Here is a 16,167-nt window from a genome sequence, read left to right on the forward strand (position 1 = left end):
AAGTCGGAACTCAATTACGAAATTCGGAACCACCGCGAGACCGGTCACACCAAAAGCCTATCGAACCATTTGCAATTGCGACAGTCGACGGGCTCTGTTTCGTTTACAGCACGCGGATCCGATACCGATACGGTTGTTCTTCGATCACCTCAACTGCACCATCCGATTGGCGACCTAGAATGGTCGCGATCTGGTGTGAGCTATCGAACGCCTCGCCATGTTCGTCGAGCAGTTCGTAGATCTCGCGGGCCGTCAGTGGTTGTTCCGGGTCGATTTCCCCCAGTACCTGTCGTATCCGTTCGAACTCTCCCCGGTGGACGGACATACCAGTAGGAACGATTCCGAGCCCAATAAAGCCAGTACCCAGGTTCTTGGTGGTTTGTTACTGGATGGCTCACGCTGGACTGTCGTGTTCGTCGGTGAACTCCCTTGCATCGCGATACTGTTCAACAAACGCACTCACGTCAAACTCGTGCATTTGCCGTTCAAACGTACTCATTGCCTCGCTATCCTCGGCGTGGCTGATGGCGTGTTCCATCAGTTCGACGATGAGTTCGACGACGATTTCGTGGAGGCGTCTCGCATCGAACTGGGCGATCCAGACCATCGAATAGCCGACGGTTCCATCCTCGCCCACGGATTCGCTCACGATCGATTCGGGAAACTCCTCGCGGACGATGCCCATGAGATGGAGGGTTGAAAATGGGGATCCGTCGGTGGTTTCGACGACCTCGTTCAACACGGCCACGAGATCTTCGGGAACGAACCGGCTCAACGGATGTACATCCTGAACGACTGCATGGCGATCACCACACGAACACGACAGCTCACGCAGTCCCATATCGAGCGTGTGGTAATCGATTGTCTCCCCACACGGGAGCGAAAGGTCTGATTCGTCCTCTCCAGGGACGCGTGGTTCTGCCATACGCGACCGTACTTGCGGGCGACGGTTAAATATCGCGCTCTGTGTCGTCTGCTGTTTGGTCCGTATCGGCTTCTGCTGTGCCCGCAACGTCTACCTCGACTTCGATTTCGATTTCGAGCCCGTCAACCTCAAGCTCTGCCTCGGCAGTTCGTGTATCACCGACTTCGATTTCGAGTTCGTTCTCATCGACTTCAACCTCTACTTCCACGTCGACCGCAACGTCGTTTGCATCAGTCATCCGATGTAGCTACTGGTTTGAACGGTAAAGTCACTACGGCCAGTCGTCGCGATCAGTTTCGACCGTCGATTCGGTCGTCTCACCATCAGTGAGCTCCCAGCCTGCAGCATCAGCCGCGTCTTCGAGCCCGAGATATTCCCAGTCGGTTTCTCCGGCGAGCGTCCGATCGTCATCATTTGTTCCGATGAACACGTGTCGGTCGGTGTCGAACTGTCCTTTGACGTTCTCTAGGCTCTCGCGCTTCCCTCGTGGCCCGGAAAAGAAGTCCTGTCGAATCCGTTTTTTCCGCGTAAAATTCGTGACGACGTAGGTCGGCTTTTCCGAAACGACACCGATGTAGCTCGTCCACTGGCGTGCGTCGGAAAACACCACGTCGGGCTGTGCAAGCCGTTTGAGCGCCTCCAGCTCGAAGGCAAGCGTCATTTCGCTGCTCCCACTGGTTTGCATACCAAAAGATACGTCGTCCGAGTCAAAACGACTTCGGAGTGGGCCTACTGCTCGGCTTCTTGCGGAGTGAACTGCTCCATCGAAATCGACTCCTCGAGAAGTGCCTCTTTACGGTCGCTCACGTCGATCTGCTGGCGGGCAAGTCGTTTGAGCGTCGTCTGTGGGGCCAGATCGCCTATGAGCACGCCACCGATTACTTTGCCGTCTTTCAACACGACGCGACGCCACTCGGAGTCGGAGTATTTGCGTTCGACGGCGTCATCGCCGATTGTCGGGTGACCAAACGAAAGAAATGGGAAATCAAAGTGTGTGATCGAGTAGGACGACACCCAGTGGAAGGTAGCCTCATCAACGTCACTGCCAGTGTCACGTACCATGTTCGTCCCGGCGATCGAGCCCTGCTCTTTTGCGCTTCCCCAGGCACCGTTTTGGGCCTGCTCGCCGAGAATCTGATCGTAGAAATACGTCACGTCGCCGGCCGCATAGACGTTGTCGACGTTCGTTCGCATCTGTTCGTCAACGACGATTGAGCCATCATCGGTGAGCTCAATTCCACTTCCGCGAAGAAATTCCGTGTTGAAGTTCAGCCCAATCGCAATGCCGACGAAATCGGTCTCGTATCGCTCGCCATTCGGGTCGATGACCGCACTCACGTGACCAGAATCGTCCACTTCGAACCGTTCGACACCGCTTTCGAACACGGGCGTCACGTCGCGTTTGCGCATTGCCTCGTGCATGATCTCTGCGCCTTCCTCATCGAGCGCGTATCGCCACCAGGCGTTGCCCCGCATCAGGTAGTCGGCGCGAACGTCCTGTGCGCCACAGATCGCCGCCAGATCGATACCAAGCAGTCCTGCCCCGATGATCACGCCGTTTTCGGCACGATCTGCGTGTTCTTCGATTGCACGTGCGTCCTCAAACGTCCAGAAGTGATGAATCCCGTCGGCGTCGCTGTTCTCGACGGGCAACTGCGCCGGCGTTCCCCCGGTCGCTAACAACAGAGAATCGTACTCAATCGACTCGCCCGAGTGCGTGTGAATGATCTGGGCGTTCGTGTCGATCTGCGTCACCATCGTGTTCAGTTTGAGCTCAATGTCCCGCTCGTCGTACCACTCCGGCTGGTGGATCGATATGGGACCCTCGGGCATTTTCCCCTTGGCAAACTCTTTGATTAGAATTCTGTTGTAAAGTGCCTCACCCTCGTCGGTGAGTACAGTGATCTCGGCAGCGGGGTCAGCTTCACGAATCGTTTCCGCGGCTGAACTCCCCGCGATGCCGTCGCCAATAATTACGTGCGACGTGCCCATGCAGAGACGATACGGAGCCGCGCTTAATGTGGATTGCTATCTCGATTATTCACCATATTTGTTCATACCGGCCACCCAGACACGCTTCTCACCAACTCTCGATGCAGAAAACGGTTGATAAACGGCATCATGACACGAATAAGTTTATTTTCATTATTCGTGTAGAATACGACCGTACCCGTCGATCAACATTCTTGTGACTCTATCGAGTAGTGGTACTACATGAAGATCAAACAAACCGCCCGTCACTGGGCCACCAAACAGGCGCTGACCGTTCCGGGGGTCCGATCGGTCACGCGATCGGGGCTTGTCTATCTCCACACCCGAATCTTCCTCTCGAAGGCCGACCCTTCCCATCGAGATGAGCGCACAGACCATCTGGATGCGCTCTTTGAGGGGACGATCGATGCGTACACTGCTGGACTAACGGCGGGGTATACTGAGGCAGAGGCACGTGAAATCACACACATTCAGGCCAATTTCGACTTCTACAATCACGGCTGGGTCGAGATGATGGAGATTCCGGTGAGCGAAATCGAGACGCATTACGATCGGTATCGAGAGTTCTTCGAGGCCCACGACATCACGATCGAGCAACCACTCGGGGAATTTCGACCAACCACAGTGCCAACAGCACCCAAAACGCCGGACAAACTCGAGTCACTCGATCCAGAACGTGATCAACCGAACGCAGAAGGCGGATACGCAGACGACGTGTACGTCGAAGATGAGTCTGGAAACGTCCAGGTTGGTGACACCGAGCAACCAGACGATGTTGATCTCTCCGATGCCGTTGGTTCACCGGACGATCCGTGAATAGCTACTGGGGCGTTGGCGTGGACACGTCGGTCTCGTTGGCTGGTTCTATCTGTTCTGTGATCAAATCGGCACACGAATAGCCGGCTTCGATAGCACCGTTGAGACTTCGTTCTGGATACTGAGCGTTGCTGGCCATGCCGGCGTAGTAGAGCCCCTCGGCCACGTCGTCAGCGAGATCGTACGGGACAACCATATCGAGATAGCCACGCTCGTAAATCGGAGCCGTACGTGGATTCCGAGCAATTCGAACGTTCGAGACCACGTCCCGATCGAATGACGGGAACAGCGATTCGATTCCCGAGAGCCAGTGCTCGGTGAGTTCATCGTCATCGAACTGCCAGAGCTGTTCGGATTCATCCTGAACGTAGCTGGCAACATAAAGGAGATGATCTCCACCGTATCGGTCCGTTGGAATGAAGTTCGTGTGCTCGATCAACGCCCCGAACGGTGCCTCGTCGGCGACGTTGAGCCAGTAGGTGTCCATCAGCGATTCCTCCATCTCGATGACGGCACACACGGAGGCCTGAAAGTCAATTTCACATGGATGGCCCGTGAGCGACTCGAGCACGTTCGGCATCGTCGCAACAACGACTCCATCTACATCGTAGTCGGTCGTTCCGTCGGCAGTTTCGACAGTCATCGATTCGACTCGATCGTCAAATCCCAGCTCTGTTACCCGAGCGTCTGTGGTGATATTCTTTGCTCCAACTGCCGAAATCAGCGCATCGAGGAACACGCCAAAGCCACCGTCGATGTATCCCAGAATCTCTCCGTTGAGAAGGTCGCGCTCTCCACGGAATTTGACACGACCCAGCAGCCAGGCAGCACTCACGTCCTCTTTTCGGCTCCCGAATTTGGCGTCGAGTAGTGGTTCGAAAAACGTCTCATACACCGTTTCGGTCGTGTGGTCGATGGCAAACTCTTTGACCGACGTTTCTTCGAAATCGGAGAGCCGCTCGTAGGTGTCGAACGACGGAATGCCACCACGCACGTCGATGTCGAGTGTCAACATCCCGAGTCTGAATTTATCGTACAGACTCCAGTGTGGAAAGGTGAGAATTTCCCACGGCGTATCCATCGGATGGATCTCACCATCAACGTAGTAGGCGTTTTTCCCCACGTGCCACTCGACGCGATCGCCGATGCCAAGCTCCTCTGCCAGTTCGACGATCGTTTGCTCGGATTTAGAAAGGTGGTGATAGAATGCTTCAATGCGGTCTCCGGCCGTGGGATACGTTCGGGCGAGTCCACCAACGTCGCTGCTCGCCTCGAACACCTGTACGTCGTAGCCAGCCTGCTGGAGGCGATACGCTCCAGCGAGTCCCGCGATTCCCCCACCAACGATCCCGATCATAGCTGTGGTAGGGCCAGCCGTCCGTAAGTTTGTTGTCATCGATCATCGCTCGTGCAGTCTATTCGGGTACATTTATCCGATCGCTCGGTTAACCAGATGACATGGTTACCGTCCGGGCCCCCGCGACCAGTGCGAATCTCGGGAGCGGGTTCGACGTGTTCGGCGTTGCTCTCGAGCACCCGGCGGATGTCGTGCAAGTGGAGAAAGCCCCTGAAACAACGATTGACGTGACCGGTGCTGGCAGCCAGTATATCCCAGAAGACCCGGAGAAAAACACCGTGGGTGCGGTGGCCCGGGCGCTCGAAGCGCCGGCGCACATATCGATCGATAAAGGCATTCGTCCGTCCTCTGGGTTGGGTTCATCGGCTGCAAGTGCAGCCGGCGCGGCAGTCGCGCTCAATGAGCTGTACGACCGCGGGTATTCTCCCAAAGAGCTGGTTCCAATCGCAGCGAAAGGCGAAGCCGTCGTTTCGGGAACACCACACGCAGACAATGTTGCACCGGCGATACTCGGTGGTTTTACGATCGCGACCGACCAGGGATTCACACAGATCGAAGCCGACATCTCTCTGGTCGTCTGTCTTCCCGATCTCGTCGTCTCTACGCGCAAAGCACGGTCGGTGTTGCCATCACAAGCCCCCCTTGACGATGTCGTCGACACCGTGGGCAGGGCCACAACACTGACTGCAGGCATGTGTCGGAGCGATCCAGTGCTCGTCGGTAACGGCCTCGACGACCGGATTGTCACACCAGTTCGTGCAGAACTCATCGATGGCTACGATTCAGTCCGTAACGCAGCCCTCGAGGCAGGCGCACACGGTGTGACGATCAGTGGTGCTGGCCCAGGAATTCTTGGCGTCTGTCCCCCGGAAGATCAGCGCTCGGTCGCAAATGCAATGATCGACGCGTTCGACGATAACGGCGTCATGGCTCGTGCCTTCCAGACTGGCATTGGCAACGGCGCAGAGCTGTGTTCGTGGTAAGGCTACTCGGCGACGACTTTCTGTGGCGTTCGGGCGGTCGACTCGAACGGGTTGGGGCCGATCACTCCCGGCGTGTCAGCCACAAGCACCTCCTCTGCTGTGGTACAAAACTGTGATAATGCATCGTCACAGAGCGGGAATTTCCAGTGGATCACTTCGTTTTCGGACGCGTTGGACCGGTCACTGAGCGATTGCATTCTCTCAAGTCGAGTTGCATCGATCAGAATTCCGAGCGAGCAGTCCGTTTTTTCGCTACTGTACGATATTCCTCCCACGATACTGCCACTTTCGTTCGCGTCGATCGATCGCATGATGGAGAGTAACCGCTCATGGGTGGCCCCACCCAGTCGCAGTTCCACTTTGAACCGACCGAGATCGTATGATTGGCGACGGTATTGCTCCGCGCGATCGAGTTGTTCTCGAAGTGCAGATGCTGGGAGCCCCACACGTATGAGGCCGAGAACCTTTTCATCACTATTGACTGGGAGGTGACACTCCGGGAGGTGTGGAGTGTACGTCCCACCGATCAGTGGGTGGACAACAGACTGCTGACGGAGAGCCCCTGCAACCACCGACTGAGATGCAATTGCCCCTGCCCGATCTTCGGATAGCTCCTCGATTTCGTACTCTCGATACGGACTATGATCGAGCACCAACTCGACGCGCGTGTGGGCTGATTCTCGAGAGTCTGCCACCACACAGATTACACACTCGCGTCGGCGTTCGTATTGGTCTCCGTGGTCGTGTATCGACTCCGAACGTTCGAACACGTCGAGAAAGACGCCAGCCGCACGGGGTGTCCACTCACCCCAGTCGGTCGAGTGATGAGAAATCCGCCGCCGAGCGCGAATGGCCCACGGATTGATCGCAGTGGGAACCAGCCCTGTCGATCTGTACGGCTCCCGACTGACCACGAGGTCAGCGTGATACCAGAATCGTTCGTCGGTGCTCGATCCAACGACGTTTGTTCGCATACGGGTCACTACCGTCCCGTTTGTTGTTAAATTTCATTGGTGTTATCTGACGTTATTTGTTAGAAGGGAATACGCTCGGACAACGTAACAGGACTTACACGCCGCGGTCCTGGAGTCGATCCTCGTCGGCCATCTGGACGTTTGATTGTCCTTTCATGCCACTACCGATATCCGAGGCAATCTCGGCGAGTCGTTCGGGGTCGTCCCAGTTGTTGACGGCTTCGACGATCGCCCGTCCCATTGCTGTTGGCTCTTCTGCGCCGAAGATGCCTGAGCCGACGAAGATGCCATCACAGCCCAGCGACATCATCAGCGCAGCATCAGCGGGCGTTGCGATTCCTCCAGCGGCGAAGTTGACAACCGGAAGCCGGCCGCGTTCGGCGGTGTCGTGAACAAGTGCTGCTGGCGCTTCGTGTTCGCGAGCCCAGCGCTCGCGTTCTTCGTGGGTTTTCCCTTCGATCTCCCGGATTGCGCTCTTGATCGCTCGCTGGTGGGTAACAGCCTGATTAACGTCACCCGTTCCTGCTTCACCTTTCGTTCGGATCATCGCTGCTCCTTCGTCGATTCGGCGCAACGCTTCCGGCAGTGAGCGTGCTCCACAGACGAATGGTGACGTGAACGCTTCCTTCTCAATGTGGTAGTCGTTGTCGGCCGGGGTGAGTACCTCGCTTTCGTCGATCATGTCCGCACCGGTAGCTTCGAGAATCTGCGCTTCGGTGGTGTGACCGATCCGGCATTTGCCCATCACTGGGATCGACACCTCATCGATGATTTCTGTGAGCGCGCCTGGATCTGCCATCCGGGCGACCCCGCCGCGTTTGCGGATATCTGCAGGAACTGCTTCGAGCGACATCACTGCGACTGCGCCGGCGTCTTCGGCCACGCGGGCTTGCTCGCGGGTAACGACGTCCATGATGACGCCGCCCTTTTGCATTTTCGCGAAGCCGCGTTTGACCAGCTCCGTCCCACGCTTCAGTTCCTCAATGTCTGTTGAACTGCTCATAGCAGAACACAGTCGTGGATACACTTAACCGGCGTGTCTGGGTGTTGTGCCACATCCCCGCAGAGATGGCTCACGATTTGCGGTTTTCCCACACGAGATAGCCCGCCGCAAAGAGTGCGGCACCCAGATAAGCGATCCAGTCCGAGCCAGGAATCGGGAACGCTACCATGAGAAGAATCACCACCAGGAACCCAATCAGTGCCAGTCCAAACGTGTTCAGCAGTACGAGCCATCCTGGTCGCGCGCCACCAGTCTCGTCCATGCCGGACCGATGGGGATCGAACATTTATATCTTGTCTGCGAAATACTGAAAAATAATTTGTTGCGATCGGTGTCAACGGACACAGGTATGGTTTTGCACACACGTGATCAGGTATGTCCGATGAGTTACCGTGGTATGTGGCTCCGTTGCCCGACGCACTCGAGGAGTTTGGTCTCAGGTTTGCGTGGATTGTCGTCGCGATCAATCTTCTCGGAACGGGGTTTGGCTTCTGGTACTATCGGTGGCAGTTCACCCAGACGCCGGTCGTGATGTGGCCATTCGTGCCCGACAGCCCGATGGCGACGCTGTTGATTGCTCTTGCGATCGCGTGCTGGAAGCTCGGACGATCGAACGAGTATTTAAACGCGCTGGCATTTTTCGGGTGTATCAAGCTCGGACTCTGGACGCCCTACGTTTTGCTCGCCTTTTTTCCGTTCTACGGCACCCAGCACCCGGCGATGTACAACTTCCTCTTTTGGAGCCATCTGGCAATGGTCGTCCAGGCGTTCGTCATCCATCGGTTCAGCGATTTTCCCGTGCGGGCAATTGCGCTCGCGACGGGATGGTACACGTTCGATCTTATCGTAGATTACTTCTATCCGATCATCGGTGAGCCACACCACACGGTGTTGCCGGTCGGCGATTACGAGTTCTATCTTGGCGTCCCTGCGCTCCACATCGCTGCCGCAGGGGCGGTGGTGTTGACGATCGTTCCGGTGTTTCTCGCGCTCACAACCCGAGTAAAAACGCTCGAACGCGGACACACGCTTTGAATCTGCCACAAATTCTGAAGTTGTTCGTGGGGGCAAACCTGTGGCCACGACCACTAGTCCCCTGCAGAAACCCGGACTCAATTCTATCGGTCTGTTACTGACGCTCAAACTGTATTCCAATAGGTATTAAGAGTGAGCCATCAACAATGGAGTATATATGAGTGACACCGGGAATTCGCATCTGACCCGACGCCACGCCCTCCAGATGTTAGGGGTCGGATCGGTAGGTCTCGCAGCCGGGACCGGAATGTCGGCTGGTGCCACTGACTCTGCCGGCAAAGTCGTATTTATGTACGACGATGGGATGGCGAAAGATTATACCAAGACATTTCCCGCCCATCAAGAGATGGATGCAGTCGGTTGTATCGCCGCTACCCCCGGCAAGCTCGGCTCGAGCAGATTCCTCACCGAGTCACAGCTCCGAGAAATTGCCGACGCCGGCTGGGAGATTCTCTCGCATACGGTCCATCACCGACCCGTCGGCACGTTTGAGCTCGTCCGAGACGCCAACGCGGGTGATAAGCGGATCTTTCCGTTGGTACACAATCACGGGCTGATCTCTGGTGATCGAATCCGTATTTTCGATGAGAATCACAGTGAGATAGCAACCGTAGCGGATTATGGCTGGGTCAGTTCACGAGACGAAGAAGACGAGTACATCACGCTCGAAGAACCACTCAGCGCTTCGTTTGCGACTGGTTCGAAGGTTGGTTTCACCAGGGATATTCTCCACGAGGCATTCGCTGACTCGAAAGCCCAGCTCGAATCGATGGGATTTGCGGTGTCGAACTTCGTCTATCCGTACGGAAACACGAGTTCGATGTCTCGAGAGATGGTTCCGAGCTACTACGATGCGGTAGCGAACGGCGAGTGGGGTGACGGCCTGAACGAAATCCAGGACCTCAATCCCCATCGGCTCCACCGTCAGTACTACCGGACCAACAAGATGTCCGAATCGGAGCTACAGACCTACTTCGACCGACTCGTTCGGAAAGATGCGATCGGAATCCTCGCCGGCCATAGCTATCAGGATGATCTCACCAAAGATCGGATACAGCTTGCCATCCAGATGGCCAGAGACCGCAACATCGAGATCGTCACCCTACGAGAAGCACTCACCGACGTTCCGGGAATAGATCTTGCACGGAGCACAACGGGGGTATCGAACACGCTCGCGACCGGCCAGACAGACACTTCACAGTGGCATCGTGAGCTATTCTCCCGAAACTATGACAATCCGGTTGTAGTCGTCGGACCGGTCTCCGAGAATGGCAACCATCCGGCCCACGTGCGGATTCGTGACGTAGCTGGGTGGGGATTCGAATTCCAGCTCGAGGAATGGGCCTATCTCGACGGTGGTCATACCACTGAGGATCTCAGCTATCTCGCGATTTCGAGGGGTCGAGACTCGTTCGATGATGGCACGCAGATCGAAGTTGGTCAGGTTGAGACGGATCATACGTTCACGTCAGTTTCATTTGATCAGTCGTTTTCCACAACGCCGGTTGTCCTCACGCAATCACAAACACAGAACGGATTGAATCCAATCGTCACCCGCCAACGCAACGTTTCGCAATCGGGATTGGACGTTCGTCTCCAAGAAGAAGAAGCGAACGGTCCTCACAAAACGGAGTCTGTCGGATACATTGCACTCGAACCGACCACCGGACAGTTCGATGGAAAGCATTTCGAGGCCGGACGAACTGGCGACGTGGTAACGAACAGATGGCACCGTCTCAATTTCCAACGCTCCTACACCAATCCCCAGTTCGTGGCGACCATTCAGACCACTGATGGTCCAGATACAGCAGGAGTTCGGTATCGCAATCTCACGAATGATGGCGTCGATGTCCGAATCGAAGAGGCACAGAGCTACGACAGTGAAACGTATCACACGACAGAACGTCTTGGGTACTTCGTCGCCGGGACTGGAGTTACCCACGGTGAGATGGGGAGCGTTTCGACGAGTCAGCCGAACAGAGAGACGTGGCACACCATCTCACTTACACGGCAGTACGACGAACCAGTTGTGGTAGCAGGACCGCCAAGTTTCAACGGGATAAACCCGATGCACCCCCGAATCCGTCGCGTTACTGGCGATGAGTTCGACTGCCAGCTTGAGGAGTGGCGCTATCTCGACGGTATCCACACCTCCGAGCGGTTCGACTTCTTTGCGCTAGAAACGGGGATCGAGCAGTTTGGTGGCGTTCCTGTTGAGGTTGGGCGGGTTGAGACTGATGAGACGTTCACCGCCGTGTCGTTTGATCAGTCGTTTTCCACAACACCGGTTGCGTTCACCCAATCGCTGACAAACCACGGTTTGAATCCGGTCGTCACCCGCCAACGCAACGTTTCCACAGCGGGAATGGATGTTCGCCTTCAGGAAGAAGAAATGGATGGCCCACATTTCACCGAGACCGTCGGCTACGCCGCCTTTACGCCCGGAACCGGCTCTCTCGATGGAACACCGTTCGAGGTGTCTCATACGAAAAATATCGTCACCAACGACTGGCAGCAGATCAATTTCGAACGATCGTACACCGACCCCCGATTCATTGCGTCGATACAAACCGACGATGGACCTGACACAGCAGGAATACGATATCGCAACCTCACAGCTAACAGCGTCGAACTACGGATCGAAGAGGAACAGAGTGCAGATACCGAGCGCTACCACACCACCGAACGTATTGGATATCTCGTGAGTGAGTGAGTGCGATACCACCAACTGAAAACACGTCTGTGGATGTTACCGTTCCAGATTTGACGCTGTTCGGGACCGCCACTGCCAGGATAATCCACATCACTCACCGGTCGTCGGCGTGTGATCGCACCCACAGCTCGCCAATTCGCGACAGCCGGGTTCGGTAGGACTTGCCCTGTTCGTCCTGTTCGATGTAGCCTTTCCCTCCCGGACCGAGCCGGTCGACGTTGTAGATCACTTTCGAACGGAAGCTGTTGGTGTACTCCTCGCTGAGCTCCCGTGCCAGCGTCTGGGCGAGCTCAGAGACGCTCTGAAACTCCTCGTGTTCTCCCAGTGTAAAGAGGATCAGCTCTTCGAACGGCTTGACGTTCGAAAACGACGCCACTGGCAGCTCGATGATGTGACTCGCTCCAACCTGCTTTGCGCCGATCGTAGTGCCCCGTTCGTCGAATTCGTTGAGCATTGCCCTCGCATCATCCATCCAGGCCTGTACGCGATCGGTGTCAACGCCGTCGCTTTGGACGTCGCCCAGCAGATCAAGCGCGCTCCTGAGCTGTTCGGCGAGCTCGGTCTCGAGATACTTCTCGGGAACCGTATAATAGGTGTGAATCCGATCGCGATCGCTTTGGCGTTCAACCATAATCGAATGGGCCGCAGTAGCAAATGCAAAACTCACCGTTCGGGGCATCGATGAAACATTCACCCAGACCTCATTTCCTTCGTCTCGGTCGACGTGAATGCCGTCAAGCTCCGCATTGATGAGCTCATAGGCCTGCTCGAACGCCGCATCGTAATCGTACACGTCCGCGATCACGAATCGCTCCGTTGTTGCACCCAACAAATTCCGAAAATCCGTCTCTAGCTTCTCTGCGAGGCGTTGTGAGTACTCTACGTTCGCCTCACTGCCGACAGCGCCCTCGAGCAGAATCACTCGATCTACGTCGAGCTGATCGCGGACGAGTGGCGCAATGAGCCGATCGTAATCGAACCCGACCGGAACGATGTGTGTCTGCATAGAGTTCGTTTCTTTCGTTGGCGAGTTAAACGTTCAGTCATCCCGGTACGCTGACTGGGTGATCTCTCCAACGTGATTTTGCGATCTGTTTCGATGGATGCCATTCAATAGAGGCTTCTTCCACGAACGAACTCATCCAGGATGTTAGTAGAAAATTATATCTAGGCGATCGTACAGTATCGTGAAGAGAGAGACCAGATGGGGGTCGGCGGGGGATGGCCTAAGCGTTCGAAAGCGTAACTGGGCTATCTTTTGGCTCACGGTGCATTCCCGCTCGACATCACATTTAATGTCCAACTCCTGTAAAAATCTTTCTATTCGGATGGAATTGTCTGACAAGCATGTATCTATTGACACCCATCGAACAGACAGGGCTGACTCAATACAATTTGGTCCAGTAATCGACTGGGAGATGCACACTCCGGTTCCAATACGGCATAAATACCAGAATTGTATCATACAAGGCCTATCGATGTATTTCGGAAGGGATATTAGTTGGGGATAGAATGTGCTATACATGCCATCGCACCTCCGTCCTCTACTCCCTCTCGACGTATTATGTCTATCGAGTGGACTATTTTTCTTATCTATCGGATTACTGATGGAGTGGGCCCGTGCTCGTCACCGGCGATACGCAGTTAGTGGGCTAATCAGTTCGGCCTGTTTCGTCGGTACGGCCGCAAATGTCATTGACATACAACTTGTCGCAAAATTTGGCCTCTTCATTTGTCAATTATTCGGACTGTATTGTATTTTTCTGCTCATTCGCCATCACCAGCGGTCCTCCACTCCAACGATTCGGTGAACAATCGCTGGAAGGAGACGATCAAACAACAAATTGATCCATCAAAAAGATCATAGAAGGTGACGATATACAGTAAACTGATGAGTTTGTTGCCGCTACGAGGGGAGTCACAGTCAACCCCGAACGAACCTCGTGTACTGGGCCTCGACAACGAGGCAGCTGACGAGGCGTTCGAGACCCTGACGGCTTCGACCACACGAACGGTGCTGTCGATCATCTACGAACAGCCCTCCACACCAACGGAGATCCGGGATGAGATCGACACGTCGCTACAGAACGTGCACTATCATCTCGGAAAGCTCGAAGATGCAGGGTTGATCGAACCGTCAGGGGTTGGCTACTCGGAGAAAGGAACTGAAATGACGGTGTACGCACCGGCGAACGAAGCGGTCGTGTTGTTCGCTGGTCGCCAATCGGACCACCGGCGGCTCCGGGATTTTCTTCGGCGAACGCTCGGGGCTGTGATTGTCTTTTCGGGTGTGACAGCGGCGTATGGTTTTCTCTGGAGGGTGACGATGGCAGGAGCGGGAATGTTCTGGTTCGATTCGATGATTCCGTTTTTCGTCGGTGGAATCATCGCCCTGTGTATCCTCGGTGTGATCTGGCATTTCGATCCTCGATCGTGAACTGTGTCAGTTCAGATCCGTGGTCCGTTCGTCGATCGTCGTTACAGAGGGCGTCTTCGTGACTGGGTTTTGATGGACATGGACGTCCATCGACTCGCCATAGGCCGTTTCGATCGTCGATGGGGTCACCACAGCTGCTGGCGGACCACTGTCGAGAATGGTTCCACCGGAGAGGATGGCCACAACATCACAGTATCGAGCCGCGAGGTCCAGGTCGTGAATCGCAGCGACTGCGGCTTTTCCCTCGTTTACGAGTGACTGGACGAGCTCAAGCGTTCGTACCTGATGGGCAATGTCAAGACTCGCGGTTGGTTCATCAAGCACGAGTGCTGGCGTTTCCTGTGCAACCGCACGGGCAATACGCACGCGCTGGCGTTCGCCACCGCTGAGCGTGTCGATAGTCCTGTCGGCGAGCGCTACGGTTTCCGTTCGCTCCATTGCGCGAGTTATCGCTGTTTGTGGATCACTCCGATCGAATCGAGATCGGTGTGGATGGCGTCCCATCGCGACGACATCCCGAACCGGGAACGAAAACCCACTCGGAGCCTCCTGTGGAACGGTCCCGACGCGCTGGGCGATTTCGCGGGCTGACGCTTTTTGGACTGACTTTCCCTGAATGGTGACGGTGCCATCATCGGGCGCTGTGACGCCATTAATTGTCTGGAGGAGTGTTGTTTTACCAGCTCCGTTGGGGCCAACGATGCCGACGAACGTTCCCGCATCGACCGTCAACGAAACGTTTTCTAACACCGTCCGTTCGTCGTAGCTGACACGGACTCCATCGACCGTGATGACTGGATCGTTCACAGCTGATGCACCTCCCGATTGCGAAGCAGATAGAGGAAAAACGGCGCGCCCAGGGCAGCCGTCACGATCCCCACTGGAAGCTGTGCTGGGCCACTGCGAGCAAGTGTGTCGGTTGCGACCAGAAAGATCGCACCGGAGAGCGCACTCGTCGGCAGCAAAATCCGGTGGTCCGGTCCAACGACGAGCCGAAGCATGTGCGGAACGATTAGTCCAACGAACCCAATGACACCAGCAACCGCCACGGCAGCAGCAGTAGCGAGGCTCGCAAGTCCCAGCAACACCTGTTTGGTCCGCTCAACATCGATGCCGAGCGTGATCGCCTGTTCTTCGCCTAGCAACAACACGTTCAGATCTCGACTGTAGCCCACGAGGACACAGAACGCTGTCCCCGAGCCGATCGCAGCGACCACAACATCGCTCCAGGTCGCCGCAGCAAGATCTCCCATCAACCAGTGTAACACCGTTTCAACGCTCTCTCCCGCATGGAGGAGCAGATATGACACCACAGCGCCCAGAAACGTCTGTACGGCGACGCCCGCGAGCAACAACGTTGCGACCGGCGTTCGACCGTCGCTACTCGCCAGGAGATAGACGCCAAAAGCGGTGACAATCGCCCCGAGAAACGCAATCAGTGGCACTCCAAACGGCAACGCAATCGGGAGAACGAGCATTGCAACCGCGCCAACGGCCGCTCCCGAGGAGACGCCAATGATCGATGGGTCGGCCATGGGATTTCGGAACAGTCCCTGCATCACTGTCCCGGCCGTGGCCAGCCCAAACCCGACGGTGGCTGCCAGCGCGATCCGTGGGAGACGGATCCGGGTAACGATCACCCGATCCGATTGACTGACCGCGAACGAAAATGGGTGGACGAATCCAAGATCAATGCCAGGAACACTCAGTGCTGTGCCACCCACGCTTGTAGAGTGCACGCCAATGGATGTCGGAATCCCAATCGCGTTAAGGAGTATCTTACACACCGTGAGCGGGTCGATCGAGACCGGACCAACGGTGACACTCCAGACAACCGTTGCAACGAACGCCAGGAGCAACCAGAGGATCCACCAGCCAGTCCGTTTCCATCGACCCATGTTCACAACCTCGTTTGGATTAGCCAAATATTTA

Annotated in this window: 17 protein-coding genes; 5 read left to right on the forward strand and 12 right to left on the reverse strand. The window is 55.8% G+C overall.

Annotated features, from left to right (window positions below; all coding sequences use genetic code 11):
• Window positions 1–103: 103 nt before the first annotated feature.
• The 5 genes from JXQ78_RS01000 to JXQ78_RS01020 form a co-directional block, all read right to left on the reverse strand.
• Window positions 104–325 carry a hypothetical protein gene (locus JXQ78_RS01000; RefSeq protein ID WP_330631613.1) on the reverse strand — a complete coding sequence of 74 codons (222 nt, stop codon included), beginning with the start codon at window positions 323–325 and terminating at the stop codon, window positions 104–106.
• 69 nt (window positions 326–394) lie between these two features.
• A complete protein-coding gene (locus JXQ78_RS01005; protein WP_330631614.1) occupies window positions 395–925 on the reverse strand; it encodes a DUF5815 family protein in 531 nt (176 codons plus the stop codon).
• A 25-nt stretch (window positions 926–950) separates the two neighbouring features.
• On the reverse strand, window positions 951–1,163 hold the full coding sequence (locus tag JXQ78_RS01010) for a hypothetical protein (protein ID WP_330631615.1): 213 nt from the start codon (window positions 1,161–1,163) through the stop codon (window positions 951–953).
• 33 nt (window positions 1,164–1,196) lie between these two features.
• Window positions 1,197–1,610, reverse strand: coding sequence for a DUF7124 domain-containing protein (locus tag JXQ78_RS01015; RefSeq protein WP_330631616.1), 414 nt, complete (start codon window positions 1,608–1,610; stop codon window positions 1,197–1,199).
• Window positions 1,611–1,654: 44 nt separating this feature from the next.
• Entirely contained in the window at window positions 1,655–2,917 is a 1,263-nt protein-coding gene (locus tag JXQ78_RS01020; RefSeq protein ID WP_330631617.1) for an NAD(P)/FAD-dependent oxidoreductase, read from the reverse strand.
• A 222-nt stretch (window positions 2,918–3,139) separates the two neighbouring features.
• Between JXQ78_RS01020 and JXQ78_RS01025 the strand changes: the two genes are divergently transcribed.
• The gene (locus JXQ78_RS01025) at window positions 3,140–3,733 is read left to right on the forward strand and encodes a DUF6149 family protein (protein ID WP_330631618.1); all 594 of its coding nucleotides are present in this window, start codon (window positions 3,140–3,142) and stop codon (window positions 3,731–3,733) included.
• A gap of 4 nt (window positions 3,734–3,737) precedes the next feature.
• Here JXQ78_RS01025 and JXQ78_RS01030 read toward each other — a convergent pair whose 3' ends face one another.
• A complete protein-coding gene (locus JXQ78_RS01030; protein WP_330631619.1) occupies window positions 3,738–5,090 on the reverse strand; it encodes an NAD(P)/FAD-dependent oxidoreductase in 1,353 nt (450 codons plus the stop codon).
• Window positions 5,091–5,191: 101 nt separating this feature from the next.
• Here JXQ78_RS01030 and JXQ78_RS01035 point away from each other — a divergent pair, with 101 nt between their 5' ends.
• Window positions 5,192–6,073, forward strand: a complete 882-nt coding sequence (locus JXQ78_RS01035) for a homoserine kinase (RefSeq protein ID WP_330631620.1) — start codon at window positions 5,192–5,194, stop codon at window positions 6,071–6,073.
• Between the two features lie 2 nt (window positions 6,074–6,075).
• Here JXQ78_RS01035 and JXQ78_RS01040 read toward each other — a convergent pair whose 3' ends face one another.
• The 3 genes from JXQ78_RS01040 to JXQ78_RS01050 all read right to left on the reverse strand — a co-directional run bounded on the left by JXQ78_RS01040 (window position 6,076) and on the right by JXQ78_RS01050 (window position 8,312).
• Window positions 6,076–7,047, reverse strand: a complete 972-nt coding sequence (locus tag JXQ78_RS01040) for a hypothetical protein (protein WP_330631621.1) — start codon at window positions 7,045–7,047, stop codon at window positions 6,076–6,078.
• 94 nt (window positions 7,048–7,141) lie between these two features.
• Window positions 7,142–8,050 (reverse strand): pyridoxal 5'-phosphate synthase lyase subunit PdxS, encoded by a 909-nt coding sequence (gene pdxS, locus JXQ78_RS01045; RefSeq protein WP_330631622.1) that lies wholly within the window; start codon window positions 8,048–8,050, stop codon window positions 7,142–7,144.
• 70 nt (window positions 8,051–8,120) lie between these two features.
• Window positions 8,121–8,312: a hypothetical protein gene (locus JXQ78_RS01050; RefSeq protein ID WP_330631623.1), complete on the reverse strand. Its 192-nt coding sequence runs from the start codon at window positions 8,310–8,312 to the stop codon at window positions 8,121–8,123.
• A 113-nt stretch (window positions 8,313–8,425) separates the two neighbouring features.
• Here JXQ78_RS01050 and JXQ78_RS01055 point away from each other — a divergent pair, with 113 nt between their 5' ends.
• Complete coding sequence (locus JXQ78_RS01055) at window positions 8,426–9,085, forward strand: DUF1405 domain-containing protein (RefSeq protein ID WP_330631624.1); 660 nt, start codon at window positions 8,426–8,428, stop codon at window positions 9,083–9,085.
• A gap of 157 nt (window positions 9,086–9,242) precedes the next feature.
• Window positions 9,243–11,798, forward strand: a complete 2,556-nt coding sequence (locus JXQ78_RS01060) for a polysaccharide deacetylase family protein (RefSeq protein WP_330631625.1) — start codon at window positions 9,243–9,245, stop codon at window positions 11,796–11,798.
• Window positions 11,799–11,892: 94 nt separating this feature from the next.
• On the opposite strand, the gene JXQ78_RS01065 is transcribed toward JXQ78_RS01060, so the two are convergent.
• Window positions 11,893–12,804 (reverse strand): HFX_2341 family transcriptional regulator, encoded by a 912-nt coding sequence (locus JXQ78_RS01065; RefSeq protein ID WP_330631626.1) that lies wholly within the window; start codon window positions 12,802–12,804, stop codon window positions 11,893–11,895.
• Window positions 12,805–13,689: 885 nt separating this feature from the next.
• On the opposite strand from JXQ78_RS01065, the gene JXQ78_RS01070 reads away from it, so the two are divergent.
• A complete protein-coding gene (locus tag JXQ78_RS01070; RefSeq protein ID WP_330631627.1) occupies window positions 13,690–14,235 on the forward strand; it encodes an ArsR/SmtB family transcription factor in 546 nt (181 codons plus the stop codon).
• 6 nt (window positions 14,236–14,241) lie between these two features.
• Here the strand turns inward: JXQ78_RS01070 and JXQ78_RS01075 are convergent, their stop codons facing one another.
• Both JXQ78_RS01075 and btuC read right to left on the reverse strand, forming a co-directional pair.
• Entirely contained in the window at window positions 14,242–15,042 is an 801-nt protein-coding gene (locus JXQ78_RS01075; protein WP_330631628.1) for an ABC transporter ATP-binding protein, read from the reverse strand.
• Complete coding sequence (btuC, locus tag JXQ78_RS01080) at window positions 15,039–16,133, reverse strand: vitamin B12 ABC transporter permease BtuC (protein WP_330631629.1); 1,095 nt, start codon at window positions 16,131–16,133, stop codon at window positions 15,039–15,041. The genes JXQ78_RS01075 and btuC overlap by 4 nt, the downstream gene beginning before the upstream one ends.
• Window positions 16,134–16,167: the final 34 nt, after the last annotated feature.

The sequence above is a fragment of the Halocatena halophila genome (assembly GCA_027563145.1).
GTDB classification, from domain to species: domain Archaea; phylum Halobacteriota; class Halobacteria; order Halobacteriales; family Haloarculaceae; genus Halocatena; species Halocatena halophila.